Below are 22,855 nucleotides of genomic sequence, written 5' to 3'. Positions count from 1 at the left end.
GAGGAGGAAGAAAAAAGATGTCAAAAGAGAAATATGAGAGAACAAAACCGCATGTAAACATAGGAACAATAGGACACGTAGACCATGGAAAGACAACATTAACAGCAGCAATAACAACAGTATTGTCAAAAGAGGGAAAAGCAGCAGCAACAAAATATGATGAAATAGATAAAGCACCAGAAGAAAAAGAAAGAGGAATAACAATAAACACAGCGCATGTAGAGTATGAGACAGACAAGAGACATTATGCACATGTAGATTGTCCAGGACATGCAGATTATGTAAAGAACATGATAACAGGAGCAGCACAGATGGATGGAGCAATCCTGGTAGTAAGTGCAGCAGATGGACCAATGCCACAGACAAGAGAACATATACTTCTAGCAAGCAGAGTAGGAGTACAGCATATAGTAGTATTCTTAAACAAGTCAGATCAGGTAGATGATCCAGAATTAATAGAATTGGTAGAGATGGAAGTAAGAGAACTTTTAAGTGAATATGGATTTCCAGGAGACGATGTACCAATAATCGTAGGAAGTGCACTTAAAGTATTAGAGAATCCAGATGATGAAGAGACAACAAAATGCATACATGAGTTAATGGATGCAGTAGATGAATATATACCAACACCAGAAAGACCAACAGACAAACCGTTCCTTATGCCAATAGAGGATATCTTCACAATAACAGGAAGAGGAACAGTGGCAACAGGAAGAGTAGAGACAGGAAAACTCAAGATAGGAGACGAACTTGAGGTAGTAGGACTTACAGAAGAGAAGAAGAAGACAGTATGTACTGGAGTAGAAATGTTCAGAAAGATGTTGGATCAGGCGCTTGCAGGAGATAACATAGGAGCACTTTTAAGAGGAGTACAGAGAGAAGATATACAGAGGGGTCAGGTTCTTGCACAGCCGGGAACAGTACATCCGCACAAGAAATTTGTAGGTCAGGTATATGTACTTAAAAAAGAAGAGGGTGGAAGACATACACCATTCTTTAACGGATACAGACCACAGTTTTATTTCAGAACAACAGACGTAACAGGATCTATAGCACTACCAGAAGGAGTAGAAATGGTAATGCCAGGAGATCATATAGACATGAACGTAGAACTTATAACACCAGTAGCAATGCATGAAGGACTTAGATTTGCAATAAGAGAAGGCGGAAGAACAGTAGGTTCAGGTGTTGTTACTAAGATTGTTGAGTAGTTTCTTAGTATATTGAGGATCAGATTTATTGGATCTGATCCTTTTTAAAATCAAGATATTATTGTATTTTCATTGACATGAAAACCAAGCTGTGATAAGGTATATAAGTAATGCGTAAAATTCTAAATTTTTATAATATACGACAAATCACAGACGGAAATTTGACGGATTTGAAAATTAAAAAATTTGTTGTTAGAATTTGATATTGCGGTGTTGTCAATCACCGTGTATAAATAATTGAAGTCAAAAACTTTGATGATTAAATCTCGTCCTCTAAAATTTAATGTAGATGGGAATGATTGACATACATTAACGATACTAGGAGGTGTGATGGCAGTGAGAGTAAAAGTTACATTAGCATGCACAGAATGTAAACAGCGAAATTACAGTACTGTTAAGAACAAAAAGAACAATCCTGATAGATTGGAAGTAAAGAAGTATTGCCCGTTTTGCCATAAACATACAATTCATAAGGAAACAAAGTAATAGCATTTTATAGAGAATATTTCAAGGATGTGAATGTCATGGCGTCAAGCAATAATAAACAGAATAAAAAAGTGGTAGATGGTGAGGGTTCCAATTTTATAAAAGATTTGGTGGCAGAATTCAGCAGAATAACTTGGGCATCAAAAGAACATGTGAAAAAGGCATCTATATCAGTTATTGCATTTTGTGCTGTGTATGTTGTTATTGTTGGAATATTGGATTTTGGATTTAATTTCATAGTTCAAAACATATTGAAATAATAATAAAAAGGAGGCAGGGACAGAGAAAATTTCGTCCCTAACATTATGGCAGATAAAGCTAGATGGTATGTAGTTCATACATATTCTGGTTATGAGAATAAGGTTAAAGTTAACCTTGAAAAAACCATAGAAAATAGAAACCTCTATGATTGGATAGATGATGTTCAGGTTCCTATGGAAGAACAGGTTGAAGTGAAAGATGGAAAGAAGAAAATAACCCTCAAAAAAGTTTTTCCAGGATATGTTTTGATACACATGGTTATGAGTGATGATTCATGGTATATAGTAAGAAATACTAGAGGAGTTACTGGATTTGTTGGACCTGGATCCAAGCCGGTGGCACTTACGGATGAAGAAGTTAAAACTATGGGCATAAGTGAAAAACCTGTAAATGTAGATATGTCGATAGGAGAAAATGTTAAAGTTAAATCTGGACCTCTTGAAAACTTTTCAGCTGTTATCCAGGAGATAAATACTGAAAAAAGAAAAATTAAAGCACTTGTTAACATGTTTGGCAGGGAAACTCCTGTTGAACTTGATTTTAATCAAATAGAAAAGCTAGACTAGTAAAATCGCATGTAAATAAAGCGAAAAGTCTATAAGTTACATTGTAGGAGGTGTATATTATGGCTAAGAAAGTAGTAGGAATTATTAAACTTCAACTCCCTGCAGGTAAAGCAAGTCCAGCACCACCAGTTGGACCAGCACTTGGACAGCATGGTGTAAACATTATGGGATTTTGTAAAGAATTTAATGCTAAAACTAACAAACAGGATGGATTGATAATACCAGTAGTAATTACTGTATATCAGGATAGATCGTTTAGTTTTATATTGAAAACACCACCAGCAGCAGTATTACTTAAAAAAGCAGCAGGAATTGAAAGTGGTTCAGGAGAACCAAACAAAACAAAAGTAGCAAAGGTTACAAAAGAGCAGGTTAAAAAAATAGCAGAGACTAAAATGCCTGATTTAAATGCAGCATCTGTTGAAACTGCTATGAAAATGATAGCTGGAACTGCTAGAAGCATGGGAATAACAGTTGAAGAATAGTTTTAAGTTGAATTAGTGGGAGACGTAAGTTGTTAATACCACAAGGAGGATTTGAAATGGGAAAGAATTATAAGGAAAGTGTAAAACTCATTGACAGAAGTGAAGTTTATTCACCAGAAGAAGCTGTAAATTTAGTTTTAAAAACTGCGAAAGCAAAGTTTGATGAAACTATAGAACTTGCATTAAGGCTTGGAGTTGATCCAAGACATGCAGATCAGCAGGTAAGAGGAGCAGTAGTACTTCCTCATGGAACAGGTAAAAAAGTAAAGGTTCTTGTATTTGCAAAAGGTGCTAAAGTTGATGAAGCTAAAGAAGCTGGAGCAGACTTTGCAGGTTCTGAAGAATATGTTGAAAAGATCCAAAAGGAAAACTGGTTTGATTTTGATGTAGTTGTTGCAACTCCTGACATGATGGGCGTTGTTGGTAAACTTGGTAGAGTCCTTGGACCTAAAGGATTAATGCCAAATCCTAAATCTGGAACAGTAACTTTTGATGTAGCAAAAGCTATAAAAGATATTAAAGCAGGAAAAGTTGAGTACAGATTGGATAAGACTTCAATAATACATGTTCCTATAGGAAAGAAATCATTTGGAACAGAAAAGTTAGTTGAAAATTTTCACGTATTGTTGGATGCAATTGTAAAGGCAAAACCATCAGCTGCAAAAGGTCAGTATTTGAGATCAGTAGTAATGTCAAGTACTATGGGACCTGGAGTTAAGGTTAATCCAGTAAAAGTATTGGACTAAAAATTAGTTCTATATTATAAACAAGTAAATATTCCATAGACAGTAGGTGCTTAAAGCGTAACGGTCTTCCAACCTACCTAGGGTTCCAATATAAAGAAATCGGTTGGTCTCTCTTTGTCTATGGGGAGGCCTTTAATATTGTTACTGCATTATACTGTGAGGAGGTGTATATAAATTGGCAACTAATAGAGAATTGAAGCAGGAAAAAGTTAAAGAGATACAAGAAAAAATGGAAAAGGCTAAAGCAATAGTTTTTTCTAAATATCAAGGTTTAACAGTTGAAGAAGATACGGAGCTTAGAAAAAGTTTAAGAGAAGCTGGTGTGGAATATAAGGTTTATAAGAACACTTTGTCTGCACTTGCAGCCAAAGAATTGGGCTATAATGATGTAGAACAAGTTTTAAAAGGACCTATATCAATAGCATTCTCTTACGAGGATGCAACAGCCCCAGCAAGAGTGCTGAATAATTATGCAAAAGATCATGACGTTTTGCAGTTAAAAGGTGGAGTTATAGGCGACGAATTTTATGATGAAGCTAAAATCAAGGAATTTGCTAACATACCACCTAGAGAAGTTCTTATTGCTAAATTACTTGGCAGCTTTAAGGCTCCAGTATCAAAATTTGTATGTGTGTTAGATGCAATATCAAAGCAGAAAGACTCGGCTTCAAAGGAAGCATAATAAATGAAAGAAATTTTGGAGGTGTATTTTAAATGAGTAAAGAAGAAATCATTCAAGCTATAAAAGATATGAGTGTTTTGGAATTAAATGAATTAGTAAAAGCATGTGAAGAGGAATTTGGTGTAAGCGCAGCTGCTCCAGTAGCAGCAGGCGGAGCTGCACAGGGAGCAGGCGGAGCTGCAGAAGAAAAAAGTGAATTTGATGTAATACTTAAAGAAGCAGGAAGCCAGAAGATAAAGGTTATAAAAGCAGTTAGAGAAGCTACAGGATTAGGATTGAAGGATGCTAAAGCATTAGTAGATGGAGCTCCTAAAACTGTAAAAGAAGGCGTAGCTAAGGAAGATGCTGAAGCTATGAAAGCAAAACTTGAAGAAGTTGGTGCTACAGTAGAATTAAAGTAGCAGCTGAATAAATTTCAAAGTTTAAATATTAAAATTTATGGAAGAGACACTTTTATTTTAAGAGTGCCTCTTTTGTAAATTTAAACTAAAAAATAAAATAATTATTGACAAATTTTTGATATTATGATAGTATAGTAAATTGCATTGATTAGTTATAAATTGATAATGTAAAAAAATTATTATAACCTGTATATATTATAAAAAAGTAGGTTATAATAATTTGATAATAATTGTGAATAATCCATAGACATGTATTATGAATGTTTTTGGCTATTTTTAGTTTATGCGAGGGGTGAAAGTCAATGGTACATCCTGTCCAGGTTGGAAAAAGAGCTAGAATGAGTTTTTCCAGGCTTAAAGAAGTAGGTCATATGCCTAACTTGATCGAAGTGCAATTAGATTCTTACAATTGGTTTTTAAATGAAGGATTGCAAGAGGTATTTGACGATATAAATCCTATTCAAGATTATACTGCAAATTTGAATTTGGAGTTTGTGGGCTATAAGTTGGATATGGATAATATCAAGTATTCTGTTGAAGAATGTAAAGATAGAGATGCCACTTATGCAGCACCTTTAAAAGTTAAGGTCAGGTTATTGAACGAAGAGACTGGAGAAGTTAAAGAACAAGAAGTTTTCATGGGAGATTTCCCTCTTATGACAGAGCAGGGAACTTTTATAATTAATGGTGCTGAGAGAGTTATAGTAAGCCAGCTTGTAAGGTCTCCGGGAGTATATTATGATATGTCAGTTGACAAGACTGGAAAACAGTTGTTTTCTTCTACAGTTATTCCTAACAGAGGTGCATGGTTGGAATACGAAACTGACTCAAACGATATAATATATGTAAGAATAGACAAAACAAGGAAACTTCCTATAACTATTTTAGCAAGAGCAATGGGATATGGTACAGACAATGAAATTACAGATTTTTTTGGTGAAGACGAAAGGCTAAAAGCTACAATTGAAAAAGATAATACTAAAACTCACGAAGAAGCATTGCTTGAAATTTATAAAAGGTTGAGACCAGGAGAACCACCTACAGTAGATAGTGCACAGTCACTTATAGATTCTTTATTTTTTGATGCCAAGAGATATGATCTTTCAAGGGTTGGCAGATATAAATTTAATAAAAAGTTGGCATTGTGCCTTAGAATAGTGAATCAGATAGCAGCCACTGATATAGTAAATCCCCAGACAGGAGAGATACTTGTTCAAAAAGGCGAGAGGATTGACAGGGAAAAAGCTTCAGAAATACAGCAATCCGGTATAAATATTGTTGACATTCAAATAGATGATAAAATTTTAAGAGTTATAGGAAATAATTTTGTCAACATACATAATTTTGTTGACTTCGATATAGATGATTTAAATATAAAAGAAAATGTACATTATCCGGTTTTAAAGGAAATACTAGATAATTACAGAGATCAAGACAGCATTAAAGATCAAATAAGAAAGCATATGCACGAATTAATTCCGAAACATATAGTAAAAGATGATATTTTTGCCACTATAAGTTATGAATTGGGACTTCCGTACAATGTAGGGCATACTGATGATATAGACCACCTTGGTAATAGAAGGCTTAGATCCGTTGGTGAATTGCTTCAAAATCAGTTTAGAATAGGTCTTTCAAGGATGGAAAGAGTAGTTAAGGAAAGAATGACTATACAGGATCAAGAAGTGATAACACCTCAGGCACTTATAAATATAAGGCCGGTTGCAGCTGCTATAAAGGAATTCTTTGGTAGTTCACAGCTTTCACAGTTCATGGATCAGACAAATCCACTTTCCGAATTAACACACAAGAGAAGACTTTCTGCACTTGGACCTGGAGGTTTGTCAAGAGAAAGAGCCGGATTTGAGGTTAGAGATGTTCACAATTCCCATTATGGAAGAATGTGTCCTATTGAAACTCCAGAAGGTCCTAACATAGGCCTTATAAATTCACTGGCAACATATGCAAAAGTAAATGAGTATGGCTTTATTGAAGCGCCGTATAGAAAAGTTGACAAGGCACTTAAAAAGGTTACAAATGAAATTGTGTATATGACTGCTGACGAGGAAGACGAATATCTGGTAGGCCAGGCAAATGAACCCCTCGACGAAGAGGGAAAGTTCATTGATGATAGAGTTACAGTAAGAGATAAAGGTGATGTTATAGTAGTACCTGTAGAAGATGTTGACTTTATAGACGTATCACCTAGACAGATAGTATCGGTTGCCACTGCCATGATACCATTCCTTGAAAATGATGATGCCAGCCGTGCACTTATGGGATCAAACATGCAAAGACAGGCGGTACCGCTTTTGAAGCCTCAGGCACCTATAGTAGGAACTGGTATTGAGTATAAAGCTGCCGTGGATTCGGGGGTTCTGCCTAAAGCTAAAAATCCTGGAACGGTTGTTTATGTAAGTGCCAATGAAATAAGAATTAAAAGGGATTCAGACGGGGGAGTAGATACCTACAGGCTGATTAAATTCAAGAGATCCAATCAGGGAACTTGTATAAACCAGCGCCCTATAGTTGAAAGAGGAGAAAAAGTTAAAAAAGGAACTGTAATTGCAGATGGACCTTCAACTGATTTGGGTGAAATCGCTCTTGGAAAGAATATAAGGATGGGATTCACAACATGGGAAGGATATAACTATGAAGATGCCATGCTTATATCTGAAGAACTTGTAAAGGAAGATGTATTTACTTCAATTCATATAGAAGAATATGAATCTGAAGCAAGAGATACAAAACTTGGACCGGAGGAAATTACAAGAGATATACCTAATGTAGGTGAAGATGCGTTAAAGGATATAGATGAACGTGGAATAATAAGAATAGGAGCAGAAGTAAGGTCTGGAGATATTCTTGTTGGAAAAGTTACTCCTAAAGGTGAAACAGAGCTTACAGCTGAGGAAAGACTTTTAAGGGCCATATTTGGTGAAAAGGCGAGGGAAGTAAGGGATACGTCTCTTAGGGTTCCTCATGGTGAGTATGGTATAATCGTGAATGTGAGAGTGTTTACAAGGGAGAACGGAGATGAGCTTCCTCCTGGAGTAAATAAACTTGTAAGATGTTACATTGCACAGAAGAGAAAAATATCCGTTGGAGATAAGATGTCAGGAAGACATGGTAACAAAGGTGTTATTTCAAGAGTTTTACCAGAAGAAGATATGCCTTTCTTGCCGGATGGAAGACCTCTCCAAATATGTTTGAATCCTCTTGGAGTACCTTCGCGTATGAATATAGGTCAGGTTCTTGAAGTTCATCTTGGGTGGGCTGCAAGCAAACTTGGGTGGCATGTTGCAACTCAAGTATTTGATGGAGCAAGAGAAGAAGACATAGTTGACTGCTTGAAGAAAGCAGGGTATCGTGCAGATGGAAAAACTGTTTTATATGATGGAAGAACAGGAGAACCATTTGACAGACCGGTAACAGTAGGATATATGTATATTCTGAAACTCGCCCATTTGGTTGATGACAAAATTCATGCCAGATCTACAGGACCATATTCACTTGTAACCCAACAGCCACTTGGTGGTAAAGCACAATTTGGAGGACAGAGGTTTGGAGAAATGGAAGTATGGGCTCTTGAAGCATACGGGGCTGCGCATACTCTTCAGGAAATACTTACTGTAAAGTCTGATGATGTAGTAGGAAGAGTCAAGACATATGAGGCAATAGTAAAGGGAGAAAATATACCTGAACCAGGAATTCCAGAATCCTTCAAAGTGCTTATAAAGGAACTTCAAGCTTTATGTCTTGATGTTAAAGTGCTTAATAACGACAATGAAGAAATAAAGATAAAAGAATCAATAGATGAAGACTCAGAAGATCTTGGCGTAAACATAGAAGGAAATGAAGATTCTGCTCCACAGGATACCAAGTCAAAAGACAATTACGCTGAAAATGAAGATTCCATGTTGGATAAAGAAGATAAACCTGATGAAAGCAATGAAGAATTTAATTTAGATGACTTACAAGGTGATTTGGATATAGATGATTTTAACGATGAACATTAGGAAGGGAGGATGTACCCTTGTTTGAATTAAACAATTTTAATGCAATGCAGATAGGCTTGGCTTCTCCGGAGAAAATAAGAGAGTGGTCGAGAGGTGAAGTTAAAAAACCTGAAACTATAAATTACAGGACATTGAAGCCTGAAAGAGATGGGTTGTTCTGTGAGAGAATATTTGGACCTACAAAAGACTGGGAATGTCACTGTGGTAAATATAAGAGGATAAGGTACAAAGGAATAGTTTGCGACAGATGTGGTGTTGAAGTCACAAAAGCAAAGGTAAGACGTGAAAGAATGGGGCATATTGAACTTGCAGCTCCAGTGTCACACATATGGTATTTTAAAGGTATACCTTCAAGAATGGGGCTTATGCTAGACATGTCACCAAGAGCTCTTGAAAAGGTACTTTATTTTGCATCTTATGTAGTTTTAGACCCTAAAGAGACTCCGCTTCTGAAGAAACAGCTTTTAAATGAGAAAGAATATAGAGAGGCTGTTGATAAATATGGTGAAGAGAGTTTTTCAGCGGGAATGGGAGCAGAGTCTGTTAAAAAGCTTCTTGAAGAAATAAATTTGGATCAGCTTTCTGTTGAGTTAAAAGAGGATCTTAAAAATAGTACTGGTCAAAAGAAGGTTAGAATAATAAGGAGACTTGAGGTTGTCGAATCATTTAGAAAATCAGGAAACAATCCGGATTGGATGATAATTGACGTTATACCTGTAATTCCACCTGACTTGAGACCTATGGTACAGCTCGACGGAGGAAGATTTGCTACATCTGATTTGAATGATTTATATAGAAGAGTTATAAATAGAAATAATAGATTAAAGAAGCTTCTTGATTTGGGAGCACCTGACATAATAGTAAGAAACGAAAAAAGAATGCTTCAAGAAGCTGTTGATGCACTTATAGACAATGGTAGAAGAGGCAGGCCGGTAACGGGACCTGGAAATAGACCACTCAAATCATTGTCGGATATGCTCAAGGGTAAGCAGGGAAGGTTCAGACAGAACCTACTTGGAAAACGTGTTGACTATTCTGGACGTTCGGTTATAGTTGTAGGACCGGAATTGCAAATGTATCAGTGCGGACTTCCAAAAGAAATGGCACTTGAACTTTTCAAACCTTTTGTTATGAAGAAGTTGGTTGAAAATGGCCTGGCACACAATATAAAAAGTGCTAAGCGAATGGTTGAAAGAATACAAACTCAAGTATGGGATGTACTTGAAGAGGTAATAGCAGATCATCCTGTGCTTTTAAATAGAGCGCCAACGCTTCATAGACTTGGAATTCAAGCCTTTCAGCCTGTGCTTGTAGAAGGAAAGGCAATAAAATTACATCCACTTGCTTGTACTGCATACAACGCTGATTTCGATGGGGACCAGATGGCAGTCCATTTGCCTCTTTCGGTGGAAGCGCAAGCAGAAGCTAGATTTTTAATGCTTGCAGCGCATAATATATTGAAACCGTCAGATGGTAAGCCTGTTGTTGTACCTACTCAGGATATGGTTCTTGGATCATATTATCTTACAATAGATGAAGATGGAGTAGAAGGTGAAGGAAGATATTTTTCCTGCCCAGATGAAGTAATAATGGCATACCAGCTCAAGCAGATTGGAATACATGCAAAAATAAAAGTTAAAATCGAAAAAGTTGAAGATGGTAAGCTTGTAAGTGGAATAATCGACACTACTCCTGGAAAACTTATATTTAATGAATCCATACCACAGGATTTGGGATTTGTAGATAGAAGCAATCCAGAAAATGAATTCAAGCTTGAAATTGATTTTCTAGTTGCAAAGAAAAACCTTGGAAAGATAATAAACAGATGTTATATGAAACATGGTGCAACTAAAACATCAATAATGCTGGATAAAATAAAAGCAAGAGGATATCATTATTCTACTATAAGCGGAATAACGGTTTCTACGTCGGATATGACAGTACCTCAGAAGAAAAAAGAACTTTTGAATGAAGCGGATAAAGCTGTAGATAAAATAGAAAAGATGTATAGAAGAGGATTTATATCCGAAGATGAAAGATACCAGCGCGTAATTGAGAAGTGGACCAAAACTACAGAAGACGTAGCAGATGAGCTTATGAATAATCTTGATACTTTCAATCCAATATTTATGATGGCAGATTCGGGAGCCAGAGGATCAAAAAGTCAGATTAAGCAGCTTGCAGGTATGAGAGGTCTCATGGCGAACCCTTCTGGTAAAATAATAGAACTTCCAATAAGAGCTTGTTTCAGAGAAGGACTTGACGTTCTTGAGTACTTTATATCGACTCATGGAGCAAGAAAAGGAAATGCAGATACAGCACTTAAAACTGCAGATTCAGGTTACCTTACAAGAAGACTTGTAGATGTAAGCCAGGAAGTTATAGTTAGGGAAGAAGACTGCGGAACTCATGAGGGATATGAAGTATCCGAGATAAAAGAAGGAAATGAAGTTATAGAAAGTCTTGCAGAAAGACTTACAGGAAGATATTGTTCAGAAGATATCAAAGATCCTAAAACTCATGAAGTAATAGCTGCTGCAGACAGTTATATGGATTCAAAAATTGCAGCCAAGATAGAAGCTTCAGGAGTTAAAAAAGTAAAAATAAGGTCTGTATTTACATGTAAAACCAAGCAGGGAGTATGTTCTAAGTGTTATGGAATGAACATGGCTACTGCCAAGAAGATTGATATAGGTGAGTCTGTTGGAATAATAGCAGCCCAGAGTATAGGTGAGCCTGGTACACAGCTTACAATGAGAACTTTCCATACAGGAGGAGTTGCAGGATCTGATATAACACAAGGTCTTCCAAGAGTAGAGGAATTGTTCGAGGCAAGAAAGCCAAAGGGGCTTGCTATAATAAGTGAGGTCTCTGGTGTTGTAAAAATGGAGAAGACCAAGAAAAAGAGGACTGTGTCAGTTATTTCAGACAGTGGAGAAGAAGTAAGCTATGATATTCCATTTGGTGCTAGAATTAAAGTGTCGGATGGGGATATGATAAATGCTGGTGATGAAATAACTGAGGGTTCTGTAAATCCACATGACATTTTGAGAATAAAGGGCGTTCAGGGAGTTAAGAATTATCTTTTGTCTGAAGTTCAGAAAGTTTACAGACTTCAAGGTGTTGATATAAATGATAAGCATCTTGAAGTAGTAATAAGACAGATGACAAGAAAAGTTAAAATAGAGGATTCAGGAGACACGGATCTTCTGCCGGGAACTATGATAGACATATTTGATTTCGAGGATGAAAATAATAAAGTCATGGATAACGGCGGTAAACCTGCCCAGGGCAGAGTTGCTCTTCTTGGTATAACCAAAGCTGCACTTGCTACGGATTCATTTTTGTCGGCTGCATCATTCCAGGAAACAACTAGAGTACTTACAGATGCTGCTATAAAGGGAAAGATAGATCCACTTCTTGGATTGAAAGAGAATGTAATTATAGGTAAACTTATTCCGGCGGGAACTGGCATGATGAAATATAGATCAATAAAAGTAAATCGTCCGGATAAGCAGGAAGATGATCAGCTAACGAATAAAAAAGAAGCATAAATTATAATTTATTGACATAACAGTGCTAAAATGATAAAATACAGCTATGTGTTTTTAAGAGACAAAGCAAGCCTTTGTCTCTATAACACTGTAAGGGAGGAAATAGGTTTATGATTTACAGACTTAAAGGAAAAAAAGTTGTTGGTGTAAAGCAAACTATCAAGGCTATAAAGAATAATTCTGTTAAAACTGTTTATATAGCTAAAGATGCTGACAATGGTCTAAAAGATTCAGTAAATGTCTTAGTAGAAGATAATTCCTTGGAAGTTGTATATGTAGACACTATGAAAGAGCTTGGCAGGTTGTGTGGGATAAATGTCGGAGCCGCTACGGCTGCTCTGTTAAAATAAAGTATAATAAATTATTATTACAAATAAATTTGCTTATATTATTATGATTATATAAGATAATTAATGATTAGAGGGAGGTGCAAACATGCCAACAATAAGTCAATTGGTTAGAAAAGGAAGAAAAGTATCAACTATGAAATCTCAGGCACCAGCATTAAAAGAATGCCCACAAAAAAGAGGAGTTTGTACAGTTGTAAAAACTACTACACCTAAAAAGCCTAATTCAGCACTTAGAAAAATTGCCAGAGTTAGACTTGTAAATGGATATGAAGTAAGTTCTTACATTCCAGGTATAGGACATAATCTTCAAGAGCACAGTGTTGTCCTTATAAGGGGAGGAAGAGTAAAAGACCTTCCAGGTGTAAGGTACCATATTGTAAGGGGAGCTTTGGATTCTGCTGGAGTAGCTGATAGACAGCAAGCGAGATCAAAGTATGGTGCAAAAAAACCAAAGAAAAAATAAAGTTAAAAATTAAAGTAAGTTAGTGCTATGTATTCGGCATTTATATATAAATTAATTACAAATGTAAAATTGATAAGTTATTTTGCAGGAGTACAGAGCGCTTTGCGGTCATTTATTAATATATGACCGAGTACCTATGAACTTAAATAAAAGATGTTAAGGAGGGAAGAAAAGTGGCAAGAAAAGGACATATATCAAAGAGAGATGTACTACCTGATCCAGTATACAACAGTAAAGTTGTTACAAAATTAATAAACAATGTAATGGAAGATGGTAAAAAAGGTGTCGCTCAGAAAATTTGTTACGATGCTTTTGACATAATCAAAGATAAACTAAGCAAAGAACCGATGGAAGTATTTGAAGAAGCTATGAACAACATTATGCCTCTGTTGGAAGTAAAAGCTAGAAGAATTGGTGGTGCAACATATCAGGTTCCAATAGAAGTTAGACCGGAAAGAAGACAGACATTAGGTATTAGATGGCTTCTTGTTGCAGCAAGAAAAAGAAATGAAAAATATATGAGGGAAAGACTCGCTTCTGAATTAATAGATGCATCAAATAACACAGGTGCAGCTGTTAAAAAGAGGGAGGAAACTCATAAAATGGCTGAAGCAAATAAAGCTTTTGCACATTATAGATATTAATATTCAAAACTGTTTTGGTAGCTTTGCTAAAACAGTTTTGTCAAATTAAAAATTACAGTTGCAAGGAGGAAGAGAAAGTGGCAAGAGAATATCCGTTGGAAAAATTCCGTAATATAGGAATAATGGCACATATAGATGCTGGGAAAACAACCACCACTGAACGTATACTTTTCTATACTGGTAAAACTCATAAGATAGGAGAAGTACATGACGGTGAAGCTACAATGGACTGGATGGCACAGGAACAGGAAAGAGGAATAACCATAACGTCAGCCGCTACATTTTGTAAGTGGAAGGGTTATGCAATCAATATAATAGATACACCAGGACACGTGGATTTTACAGTAGAAGTTGAAAGATCCTTGAGAGTTCTTGATGGAGCTGTTACAGTTCTTGATGCTAAGAGCGGAGTTGAGCCTCAGACAGAAACTGTTTGGAGGCAGGCTGATAACTATGAAGTTCCAAGAATGGTGTATGTAAATAAGATGGATTCCGTTGGAGCAGATTTTTATATGTGTGTAAACACACTTAGAGATAGACTTCACTGCAATGCAATTCCTATACAAATACCAATAGGAGCAGAAGCAGGTTTTAAGGGCATAGTTGATTTGATAAAAAATGAAGCTATAATATATGAAGATGATTTGGGTACTGTAATGGACGAAGTTTCAATACCTGATGAGTTAGAAGACAAAGCTGCTGAATATAGAACATCTATGATAGAGGCAATAGCCGAGTTAGATGAAGATTTGATGATGAAATATTTAGACGGTGAAGAATTAACAGAAGATGAGATAGTATCTACTCTTAGAAAAGGTGTTATTTCGAATCAAATAGTACCTGTTTTATGTGGTTCATCTTATAAAAATAAAGGTGTACAGCCGATGATAGATGCTATAGTAAACTTTATGCCATCGCCTCTTGACATACCACCTGTAAAAGGTACTAATCCTGAAACTGGAGAAGATGATGAGAGAGCTGCTGATGATGATAAGCCATTAGCTGCACTGGCATTTAAGATAGCAACTGACCCATTTATAGGTAAGCTTGCATTTACAAGAGTTTATTCTGGCGTTATGAAGAGCGGTACTTATGTGTACAATTCTACTAAAGGCAAGAAGGAAAGAATTGCAAGACTTGTAAAGATGCATTCAAATCATAGACAGGAAATTGATGAACTTCATGCAGGAGACTTGGGCGCAATAGTGGGACTTAAGGAAACTTCAACAGGTAATACGCTTTGCGACGAAGATAGTCCAATAGTATTGGAGAGTATGGAATTCCCTGATCCAGTTATAGATGTAGCAATAGAACCTAAAACAAAAGCAGGACAGGAAAAGATGGGAATAGCTCTTGCAAAACTTGCAGAAGAAGATCCTACATTCAAAACTTATACGAATCAGGAAACAGGTCAGACAATTATATCTGGAATGGGAGAACTTCATCTTGAGATAATCGTTGACAGACTTCAAAGAGAATTCAAGGTAGATTGTAATGTAGGTCAGCCTCAGGTTGCTTATAAAGAAACAATCAGAAAAACTGTAAAGGCAGAAGGTAAGTTTATAAGACAGTCCGGTGGACATGGTCAGTATGGACACTGCTGGATAGAAATGTCACCTTCAGAGGATGGATATACTTTTGAGAATGCCATAGTAGGTGGAGCAATTCCAAAAGAATATATAGGACCTATTGACAGTGGAATACAGGAAGCATCACAAAGTGGTGTAATCGCAGGATATCCTGTTGTAAACTTCAAGGTTAAATTATATGATGGATCTTATCATGATGTCGATTCATCAGAAATGGCATTTAAAGTTGCCGCTTCAATGGCATTTAAAAACGCCATGCATAAAGCAGATCCTGTTTTACTTGAACCTTCAATGAAAGTTGAAGTTACAATTCCAGAAGAATACATGGGAGATGTAATGGGAGATATAAACTCAAGAAGAGGAAGAATTGAAGGAATGGATCAGAGAAATGGAGCTGAGATTATAAGATCATTTGTACCACTTTCAGAGATGTTTGGGTATGCAACTGTTCTTAGATCAAGAACTCAAGGCAGAGGAGTCTATACCATGACTTTCGATCACTTTGAAGAAGTTCCAAAGAATATTCAAGAAAAGATTGCAGAAAAGAGAAATGGTTAATATTTTAAATATATTGGTTTATTTGAGGAGGAAGAAAAAAGATGTCAAAAGAGAAATATGAGAGAACAAAACCGCATGTAAACATAGGAACAATAGGACACGTAGACCATGGAAAGACAACATTAACAGCAGCAATAACAACAGTATTGTCAAAAGAGGGAAAAGCAGCAGCAACAAAATATGATGAAATAGATAAAGCACCAGAAGAAAAAGAAAGAGGAATAACAATAAACACAGCGCATGTAGAGTATGAGACAGACAAGAGACATTATGCACATGTAGATTGTCCAGGACATGCAGATTATGTAAAGAACATGATAACAGGAGCAGCACAGATGGATGGAGCAATCCTGGTAGTAAGTGCAGCAGATGGACCAATGCCACAGACAAGAGAACATATACTTCTAGCAAGCAGAGTAGGAGTACAGCATATAGTAGTATTCTTAAACAAGTCAGATCAGGTAGATGATCCAGAATTAATAGAATTGGTAGAGATGGAAGTAAGAGAACTTTTAAGTGAATATGGATTTCCAGGAGACGATGTACCAATAATCGTAGGAAGTGCACTTAAAGTATTAGAGAATCCAGATGATGAAGAGACAACAAAATGCATACATGAGTTAATGGATGCAGTAGATGAATATATACCAACACCAGAAAGACCAACAGACAAACCGTTCCTTATGCCAATAGAGGATATCTTCACAATAACAGGAAGAGGAACAGTGGCAACAGGAAGAGTAGAGACAGGAAAACTCAAGATAGGAGACGAACTTGAGGTAGTAGGACTTACAGAAGAGAAGAAGAAGACAGTATGTACTGGAGTAGAAATGTTCAGAAAGATGTTGGATCAGGCGCTTGCAGGAGATAACATAGGAGCACTTTTAAGAGGAGTACAGAGAGAAGATATACAGAGGGGTCAGGTTCTTGCACAGCCGGGAACAGTACATCCGCACAAGAAATTTGTAGGTCAGGTATATGTACTTAAAAAAGAAGAGGGTGGAAGACATACACCATTCTTTAACGGATACAGACCACAGTTTTATTTCAGAACAACAGACGTAACAGGATCTATAGCACTACCAGAAGGAGTAGAAATGGTAATGCCAGGAGATCATATAGACATGAACGTAGAACTTATAACACCAGTAGCAATGCATGAAGGACTTAGATTTGCAATAAGAGAAGGCGGAAGAACAGTAGGTTCAGGTGTTGTTACTAAGATTGTTGAGTAGTTTCTTAGTATGAATAGCATATCACTTTTATTTAATAAGGATATGACTTGATTTTATAATTTATAAAAAAGAAGGAAAGAGGACGCTCTTTCCTTCTTTTTTATAAATTTTTTATACCACGGATATTTTTTACTTGTAAAATAAAAATATATATAGTATAATTAAGAAGTTGTATTGTTATAACAGTGATGAAGCAAGAGGTTGCCGGGCTTCCGGGTAATTCTTGATTGAACAGTCTAGGTCGTTGAACCGGATGACGGAGGTTTTGTAAGCGCGTTTTTATGTAAAATAAAATGAAACGCCAGGAACAGTTTACAGAATGTATCCGCTGTTGTACGTAAAAGAAGCAAAGCGTGCATGAAAAGGAGGGAATATAAATGGCAAAACAAAGAATAAGAATAAGATTAAAGGCTTTTGATCATAACATATTAGATCAGTCTTCGGAAAAAATTGTAGCAACAGCAAAATCAACTGGAGCCAAAGTGGCTGGGCCGGTACCATTGCCTACAGAAAAGGATGTTGTTACTGTACTTAGGGCACCACATAAATATAAGGATTCAAGAGAACAGTTTGAAATAAGAACTCACAAGAGACTTATAGATATAATAAGTCCTTCACCAAAAACTGTAGATTCTTTGATGAGACTTGATCTGCCAGCAGGTGTAGATATAGAAATTAAACTGTAGATTTTTGTAATAGATTAAACTATTACGAACGGTTATGATTACTTGAATGTAATCCGCTAATACGTTGAGGAGGTGTAGAGAATGAAAAAAGCAATATTAGGCAAAAAGCTTGGTATGACGCAAATATTTGATGAAAATAAAAAGGTAGTTCCTGTTACAGTCATTGAAGCAGGACCTTGTGTAGTTTTACAGAAAAAAACGGTAGAAAAAGATGGATATGAATCTATACAGGTGGCTTTTGATGATATGAGGGAGAAACTTGCAAGTAAACCTGTTAAGGGTCACTTCAAGAAAGCAGGAGTATCTTTAAAGAGATTTGTAAAAGAATTAAAAATAGAGGATTCACAATCCTATGAAGTTGGTCAGGAAATAAAGGCTGATGTTTTTGAACAGGGAGATAAAGTTGATGTATCTGGAATCTCAAAAGGAAAGGGATTTCAGGGAACTATAAAGAGATGGAATGCTCAAAGAGGACCTATGTCTCATGGATCAAAATTTCATAGAGCAGTTGGTTCAATGGGTGCAGCTTCTGATCCATCAAGAACATTTAAAAATATGAAGATGCCTGGACATATGGGAAATGCAAATGTAACAGTTCAAAATTTGCAGGTTGCAAAAGTCATTCCTGAAAAGAATCTTATTTTGATAAAAGGTGGGGTTCCAGGACCGAATAAAGGATTTGTAATAATAAAAAATAGTATAAAAGCTTGATATTTAGTAGAAAGGAGGATACAGAATGCCTACAGTAGGATTATTTAATAAAGAAGGAAAAAAAGTTGGAGATTTAGATTTGTCTGATAAGATATTTGGAGTTGAAGTTAACGAGAATGCACTTCATCAAGTAGTTGTAGCACTTCTTGCTAACAAGAGACAGGGAACACAGTCAGCTAAAACTAGATCTGAAGTTTCTGGAGGTGGAATAAAACCTTGGAGACAAAAAGGAACTGGTAGGGCAAGACAAGGCTCAATAAGAGCTCCACAGTGGATTCATGGTGGTATGGTTTTTGCAGTAAAGCCTAGAGATTACAGGGTTTCAGTGCCTAAATCAACGAGAAAAGTAGCAATGAAATCAGCGCTTACAAGCAAAGTTAAAGACGATGAAATAATTGTTTTAGAAAGCTTGAACTTCGATGCTCCAAAGACAAAAGACATGATTAAAGTGTTAAGCGCTTTTGAAGCAAAGAAGACATTAATAGTTACAGAAGAATCAAATCAGAATATTTACAGATCGGCAAGAAATATACCTGGAGTTCAGGTTATTCCAGTAAATAATATAAATGTATATGATCTGTTGAAATTTGATAAGCTTATGATAACTAAGGAAGCTGTATCAAAGATTGAGGAGGTGTATGCATAATGAAATATACAAATTATGATATCATAAGAAGGCCGGTTATAACTGAAAAAACCATGGCTTCAATGAGTGATAAGAAATACACTTTTTTAGTTGATATGCGTGCTACAAAAACAATGATAAAGGAAGCTGTAGAATCTGTCTTCGATGTTACTGTGGAAGAAATAAAAACAGCTAAATATGTAGGAAAACCTAAAAGAGTTGGAGTACATGTTGGAAAAAGGGCAGACTATAAAAAGGCTATTGTAAAACTTACAGAAGACAGTAAGACAATAGAATTTTTTGAGGGAATGCAGTAAAATAAAGCAGGTATTGGTTGAATAGCCAGATAAGCGAGAAGAAGGAGGTAACACTTTAATGGCAGTTAGAGGATTTAAGCCTACTACCCCATCAAGAAGAAATATGACAGTAAGTACATTTGAAGAGATAACTACAGATGCACCTGAAAAGTCACTTCTTAAAGATTTGAAAAAATCTGGTGGTAGAAATGCAAATGGAAGAATAACAGTTCGCCACATAGGTGGAGGAGCTAAGAGAAAATACAGAATAATTGATTTTAAGAGAGATAAAGATAATATACCAGCAAAAGTTGCTACTATAGAATATGATCCTAATAGATCGGCATATATAGCTCTTGTAAACTATCTAGACGGAGAAAAAAGATACATAATAGCTCCAGTCGGATTGAAAGTTGGAGATGTTATAGTTTCAGGATCTGACGTGGATATAAAAGTAGGAAATTGTCTTCCTCTTTTGAATATACCAGTAGGTACAGTAATTCACAATATAGAGCTTCAAAAAGGCAAGGGAGCTCAGCTCGTAAGGTCAGCAGGAGCATCAGCTCAATTAATGGCTAAAGAAGGAAAATATGCTACACTTAGATTGCCAAGTGGTGAGATGAGATATGTAAGAATAGAGTGCAGAGCTACTATTGGAACAGTATCAAATTTAACTCACGAGATAGTCAATTTGGGTAAAGCAGGAAGAAAGAGACATATGGGAATAAGACCTACAGTTAGAGGTTCCGTCATGAACCCTAATGACCATCCACACGGTGGTGGTGAAGGTAAGTCACCAGTAGGGCATCCAGGACCACTTACTCCATGGGGTAAACCAGCTCTTGGATACAAGACAAGAAAACATAAGAAATATTCTGATAAACTTATAATCAAGAGAAGAAACAGTAAATAATTAGAAGAGAATATATATTCTCTTCCTTAAATTATTAGGCGATATGTGAAAGGAGGCCAAAAAATTGAGTAGATCGGTTAAAAAGGGACCTTACGTCCAAGAGGCGCTTTTAAAAAGAATAAATGAAATGAATAAAAAAGGTGAAAAAAAAGTTATAAAGACTTGGTCAAGAAGTTCAACTATATTTCCACAGATGATAGGTCATACTATAGCAGTACATGATGGAAGAAAACATGTACCTGTATATATATCTGAGGATATGGTAGGACATAAGTTAGGAGAATTTGCGTTGACTAGAACTTACAGGGGTCATGGCGCAAAAACGGAAGATACAACTGCTGTTAAGTCAGCTGCTGGTAAATAGTTAAGCAAGACAGAGAGGAGGTAAAAACATGGAAGCCAAGGCAATAGTTAAATATGTGAGAATGTCTTCGACTAAAGTGCAGATAGTTCTCAATTTAATAAGAGGAAAAGATGTAAAAGAAGCTTTTGCTATATTAAAGTATACTCCAAAGGATGCTGCCGTAGTAGTAAATAAGTTACTTAAATCGGCAGTTTCTAATGCAGAAAATAATTTGGATTTAGATTCAGATAATTTATATGTTTCAGAAGTATATGCATGTCAGGGTCCAACTTTAAAAAGATTTCAACCACATGCTCAGGGAAGAGCATTCAGTATAAAAAAGAGAAGCAGTCACATAACTCTAGTAGTTAAAGAAAGAGAAGAAAAGTAAGGAGGGAAAAAGATGGGACAGAAAGTACATCCACATGGCCTTAGGGTCGGAGTTATCAAAGAGTGGGATTCTAAGTGGTATGCAGGAAAAAAGGATTTTGCAGATAATCTAGTAGAAGATAATGCCATAAGAAAATTTATTAAGGCAAGAACAAAAATTGCTGGAGTTTCAAAAATTCAGATAGAAAGAGCAGCAAAAAGAGTTAAACTTAATATATTTACGGCTAAGCCAGGTATGATAATAGGAAAAGGCGGACAGGGAATAGATGCTCTGAAAACTGAATTACAGAAAATAATTAGAGAAAAAACTATACTTATAAATATAGTTGAAGTAAAATCAGCAGAAGGCGATGCACAGCTTATGGCTGAAAATATAGCACTTCAACTTGAAAAAAGAATTTCTTTTAGAAGAGCTATGAAACAAACAATACAACGATCAATGAAGAGCGGAGTAAAGGGAGTTAAAACTACTTGTTCTGGAAGACTTGGCGGAGCAGAAATTGCTAGGGCTGAATCTTATCATGAAGGAACAATTCCACTTCAAACTTTGAGAGCTGATATTGATTACGGATTTGCTGAAGCAGATACAACTTATGGCAAGATAGGTGTTAAAGTTTGGGTATATAGAGGAGAAATACTTCCAACAAAGAAAAATGTTGAAGGTAAAGAAGAAGCTAACGCATAGGAAAGGAGGAATACAACATGTTAATGCCTAAGAGAGTTAAACATCGTAAGGTACAGCGTGGTAGAATGAGGGGTAGAGCTACAAGAGGTAATTTTATAGCATATGGAGATTATGCTTTACAAGCTACTGAATGCGGATGGATTACAAGCAACCAAATAGAAGCTGCCAGAGTAGCTATAAATAGATATATAAAAAGAGGAGGAAAACTTTGGATAAAGATTTTCCCGGATAAACCAATCACTGAAAAACCAGCAGAAACTCGTATGGGTTCCGGTAAAGGATCACCAGAATATTGGGTATCTGTAGTTAAGCCTGACAGAGTATTATTTGAATTATCAGGTGTTGGTGAGGATGTAGCACGAGCAGCTATGAGACTTGCTGCATATAAGCTTCCTATAAAGACTAAATTTGTAACAAGAAAAGATTTTGAAAAAATTGGTGGTGAAAGCAATGAAGGCTAAGGAAATAAATGAATTAAGAAACAATAGCCCTCAAGACTTACAGGCGAAGCTAGCTGATTTCAAGTCAGAATTATTCAACCTGAGATTTCAATTAGCTATAGGCCAATTAGAGAATCCAATGAGGATAAAGGAAGTAAAAAGATCAATAGCTCAGGTTAAAACTATAATTAGAGAAAATGAGCTAAAGACTTTGGAACAGTAGATTGAAAGGAGGTTGTCTTGTGGAAAGAAATAATAGAAAGACAAAAATAGGTAGAGTTGTATCCGACAAGATGGATAAGACTATTGTGGTTGCAGTAGAAACAAAAGTTCGACATCCATTGTATGGTAAGATAATGAACAGAACTACCAAATTTAAAGCTCATGATGAGAAAAATGAAGCGAAAAATAATGATAGAGTGTTGATTATGGAGACTAGACCTTTATCTAAAGATAAAAGGTGGAGACTTGTTGAAGTAGTAGAAAAAGCTAAATAGTATATGAAGCTGAAAGGAG

26 protein-coding genes and 1 other annotated feature are annotated in these 22,855 nt (G+C 36.1%); all 26 genes read left to right on the top strand.

Annotated elements, in window-relative coordinates; all coding sequences use genetic code 11:
* Positions 1-17: 17 nt before the first annotated feature.
* The 26 genes from tuf (AC4CVH_RS10390) to rpsQ all read left to right on the top strand — a co-directional run bounded on the left by tuf (AC4CVH_RS10390) (position 18) and on the right by rpsQ (position 22,836).
* Complete coding sequence (gene tuf, locus AC4CVH_RS10390; protein ID WP_490787678.1) at positions 18-1,211, top strand: elongation factor Tu; 1,194 nt, start codon at positions 18-20, stop codon at positions 1,209-1,211.
* Positions 1,212-1,547: 336 nt separating this feature from the next.
* A complete protein-coding gene (gene rpmG / locus AC4CVH_RS10385; RefSeq protein WP_490787694.1) occupies positions 1,548-1,697 on the top strand; it encodes a 50S ribosomal protein L33 in 150 nt (49 codons plus the stop codon).
* A 38-nt stretch (positions 1,698-1,735) separates the two neighbouring features.
* Positions 1,736-1,957, top strand: coding sequence for a preprotein translocase subunit SecE (gene secE, locus AC4CVH_RS10380; protein ID WP_490787690.1), 222 nt, complete (start codon positions 1,736-1,738; stop codon positions 1,955-1,957).
* Between the two features lie 45 nt (positions 1,958-2,002).
* Positions 2,003-2,524, top strand: a complete 522-nt coding sequence (nusG, locus tag AC4CVH_RS10375) for a transcription termination/antitermination protein NusG (RefSeq protein ID WP_490787689.1) — start codon at positions 2,003-2,005, stop codon at positions 2,522-2,524.
* 59 nt (positions 2,525-2,583) lie between these two features.
* Complete coding sequence (gene rplK / locus AC4CVH_RS10370; RefSeq protein WP_490787688.1) at positions 2,584-3,009, top strand: 50S ribosomal protein L11; 426 nt, start codon at positions 2,584-2,586, stop codon at positions 3,007-3,009.
* A 56-nt stretch (positions 3,010-3,065) separates the two neighbouring features.
* The gene (gene rplA, locus AC4CVH_RS10365; protein ID WP_490787687.1) at positions 3,066-3,755 is read left to right on the top strand and encodes a 50S ribosomal protein L1; all 690 of its coding nucleotides are present in this window, start codon (positions 3,066-3,068) and stop codon (positions 3,753-3,755) included.
* Between the two features lie 15 nt (positions 3,756-3,770).
* Positions 3,771-3,901: a sequence feature (ribosomal protein L10 leader region), on the top strand.
* 29 nt (positions 3,902-3,930) lie between these two features.
* Complete coding sequence (gene rplJ / locus AC4CVH_RS10360) at positions 3,931-4,437, top strand: 50S ribosomal protein L10 (protein WP_490787686.1); 507 nt, start codon at positions 3,931-3,933, stop codon at positions 4,435-4,437.
* A gap of 32 nt (positions 4,438-4,469) precedes the next feature.
* Complete coding sequence (rplL, locus tag AC4CVH_RS10355) at positions 4,470-4,838, top strand: 50S ribosomal protein L7/L12 (protein WP_490787685.1); 369 nt, start codon at positions 4,470-4,472, stop codon at positions 4,836-4,838.
* A 302-nt stretch (positions 4,839-5,140) separates the two neighbouring features.
* Entirely contained in the window at positions 5,141-8,857 is a 3,717-nt protein-coding gene (gene rpoB / locus AC4CVH_RS10350) for a DNA-directed RNA polymerase subunit beta (protein WP_490787684.1), read from the top strand.
* Positions 8,858-8,874: 17 nt separating this feature from the next.
* The gene (rpoC, locus tag AC4CVH_RS10345; RefSeq protein ID WP_490787683.1) at positions 8,875-12,411 is read left to right on the top strand and encodes a DNA-directed RNA polymerase subunit beta'; all 3,537 of its coding nucleotides are present in this window, start codon (positions 8,875-8,877) and stop codon (positions 12,409-12,411) included.
* 110 nt (positions 12,412-12,521) lie between these two features.
* Entirely contained in the window at positions 12,522-12,761 is a 240-nt protein-coding gene (locus AC4CVH_RS10340) for a ribosomal L7Ae/L30e/S12e/Gadd45 family protein (RefSeq protein WP_490787682.1), read from the top strand.
* A gap of 85 nt (positions 12,762-12,846) precedes the next feature.
* On the top strand, positions 12,847-13,224 hold the full coding sequence (gene rpsL / locus AC4CVH_RS10335; RefSeq protein ID WP_490787681.1) for a 30S ribosomal protein S12: 378 nt from the start codon (positions 12,847-12,849) through the stop codon (positions 13,222-13,224).
* A 173-nt stretch (positions 13,225-13,397) separates the two neighbouring features.
* Positions 13,398-13,868 (top strand): 30S ribosomal protein S7, encoded by a 471-nt coding sequence (gene rpsG / locus AC4CVH_RS10330; protein WP_490787680.1) that lies wholly within the window; start codon positions 13,398-13,400, stop codon positions 13,866-13,868.
* 77 nt (positions 13,869-13,945) lie between these two features.
* Positions 13,946-16,015 carry an elongation factor G gene (fusA, locus tag AC4CVH_RS10325; RefSeq protein ID WP_490787679.1) on the top strand — a complete coding sequence of 690 codons (2,070 nt, stop codon included), beginning with the start codon at positions 13,946-13,948 and terminating at the stop codon, positions 16,013-16,015.
* A 41-nt stretch (positions 16,016-16,056) separates the two neighbouring features.
* Positions 16,057-17,250, top strand: a complete 1,194-nt coding sequence (tuf, locus tag AC4CVH_RS10320; RefSeq protein WP_490787678.1) for an elongation factor Tu — start codon at positions 16,057-16,059, stop codon at positions 17,248-17,250.
* A gap of 377 nt (positions 17,251-17,627) precedes the next feature.
* Positions 17,628-17,936, top strand: a complete 309-nt coding sequence (gene rpsJ, locus AC4CVH_RS10315) for a 30S ribosomal protein S10 (RefSeq protein ID WP_490787677.1) — start codon at positions 17,628-17,630, stop codon at positions 17,934-17,936.
* 81 nt (positions 17,937-18,017) lie between these two features.
* Positions 18,018-18,647, top strand: a complete 630-nt coding sequence (gene rplC, locus AC4CVH_RS10310) for a 50S ribosomal protein L3 (protein WP_490787676.1) — start codon at positions 18,018-18,020, stop codon at positions 18,645-18,647.
* A 25-nt stretch (positions 18,648-18,672) separates the two neighbouring features.
* Complete coding sequence (gene rplD, locus AC4CVH_RS10305; protein ID WP_490787675.1) at positions 18,673-19,293, top strand: 50S ribosomal protein L4; 621 nt, start codon at positions 18,673-18,675, stop codon at positions 19,291-19,293.
* On the top strand, positions 19,293-19,589 hold the full coding sequence (gene rplW, locus AC4CVH_RS10300; protein ID WP_490787674.1) for a 50S ribosomal protein L23: 297 nt from the start codon (positions 19,293-19,295) through the stop codon (positions 19,587-19,589). The genes rplD and rplW overlap by 1 nt, the downstream gene beginning before the upstream one ends.
* 58 nt (positions 19,590-19,647) lie before the next feature.
* On the top strand, positions 19,648-20,481 hold the full coding sequence (rplB, locus tag AC4CVH_RS10295) for a 50S ribosomal protein L2 (protein WP_490787673.1): 834 nt from the start codon (positions 19,648-19,650) through the stop codon (positions 20,479-20,481).
* Positions 20,482-20,545: 64 nt separating this feature from the next.
* Positions 20,546-20,845 (top strand): 30S ribosomal protein S19, encoded by a 300-nt coding sequence (rpsS, locus tag AC4CVH_RS10290; RefSeq protein ID WP_490787672.1) that lies wholly within the window; start codon positions 20,546-20,548, stop codon positions 20,843-20,845.
* Positions 20,846-20,873: 28 nt separating this feature from the next.
* Positions 20,874-21,215: a 50S ribosomal protein L22 gene (gene rplV / locus AC4CVH_RS10285; protein ID WP_490787671.1), complete on the top strand. Its 342-nt coding sequence runs from the start codon at positions 20,874-20,876 to the stop codon at positions 21,213-21,215.
* 12 nt (positions 21,216-21,227) lie between these two features.
* Positions 21,228-21,899 carry a 30S ribosomal protein S3 gene (gene rpsC, locus AC4CVH_RS10280; protein WP_490787670.1) on the top strand — a complete coding sequence of 224 codons (672 nt, stop codon included), beginning with the start codon at positions 21,228-21,230 and terminating at the stop codon, positions 21,897-21,899.
* A 17-nt stretch (positions 21,900-21,916) separates the two neighbouring features.
* The gene (gene rplP / locus AC4CVH_RS10275) at positions 21,917-22,360 is read left to right on the top strand and encodes a 50S ribosomal protein L16 (protein WP_490787669.1); all 444 of its coding nucleotides are present in this window, start codon (positions 21,917-21,919) and stop codon (positions 22,358-22,360) included.
* Positions 22,350-22,562, top strand: coding sequence for a 50S ribosomal protein L29 (gene rpmC, locus AC4CVH_RS10270; RefSeq protein ID WP_490787668.1), 213 nt, complete (start codon positions 22,350-22,352; stop codon positions 22,560-22,562). The genes rplP and rpmC overlap by 11 nt, the downstream gene beginning before the upstream one ends.
* A 19-nt stretch (positions 22,563-22,581) precedes the next feature.
* Positions 22,582-22,836, top strand: a complete 255-nt coding sequence (gene rpsQ, locus AC4CVH_RS10265; RefSeq protein WP_490787693.1) for a 30S ribosomal protein S17 — start codon at positions 22,582-22,584, stop codon at positions 22,834-22,836.
* Positions 22,837-22,855 lie beyond the last annotated feature (19 nt).

It is taken from the genome of Clostridium pabulibutyricum, from assembly GCF_058242705.1.
The sequence above is the reverse complement of the archived record's forward strand: the minus strand, read 5'-3'. Positions and strand labels throughout refer to the sequence as shown.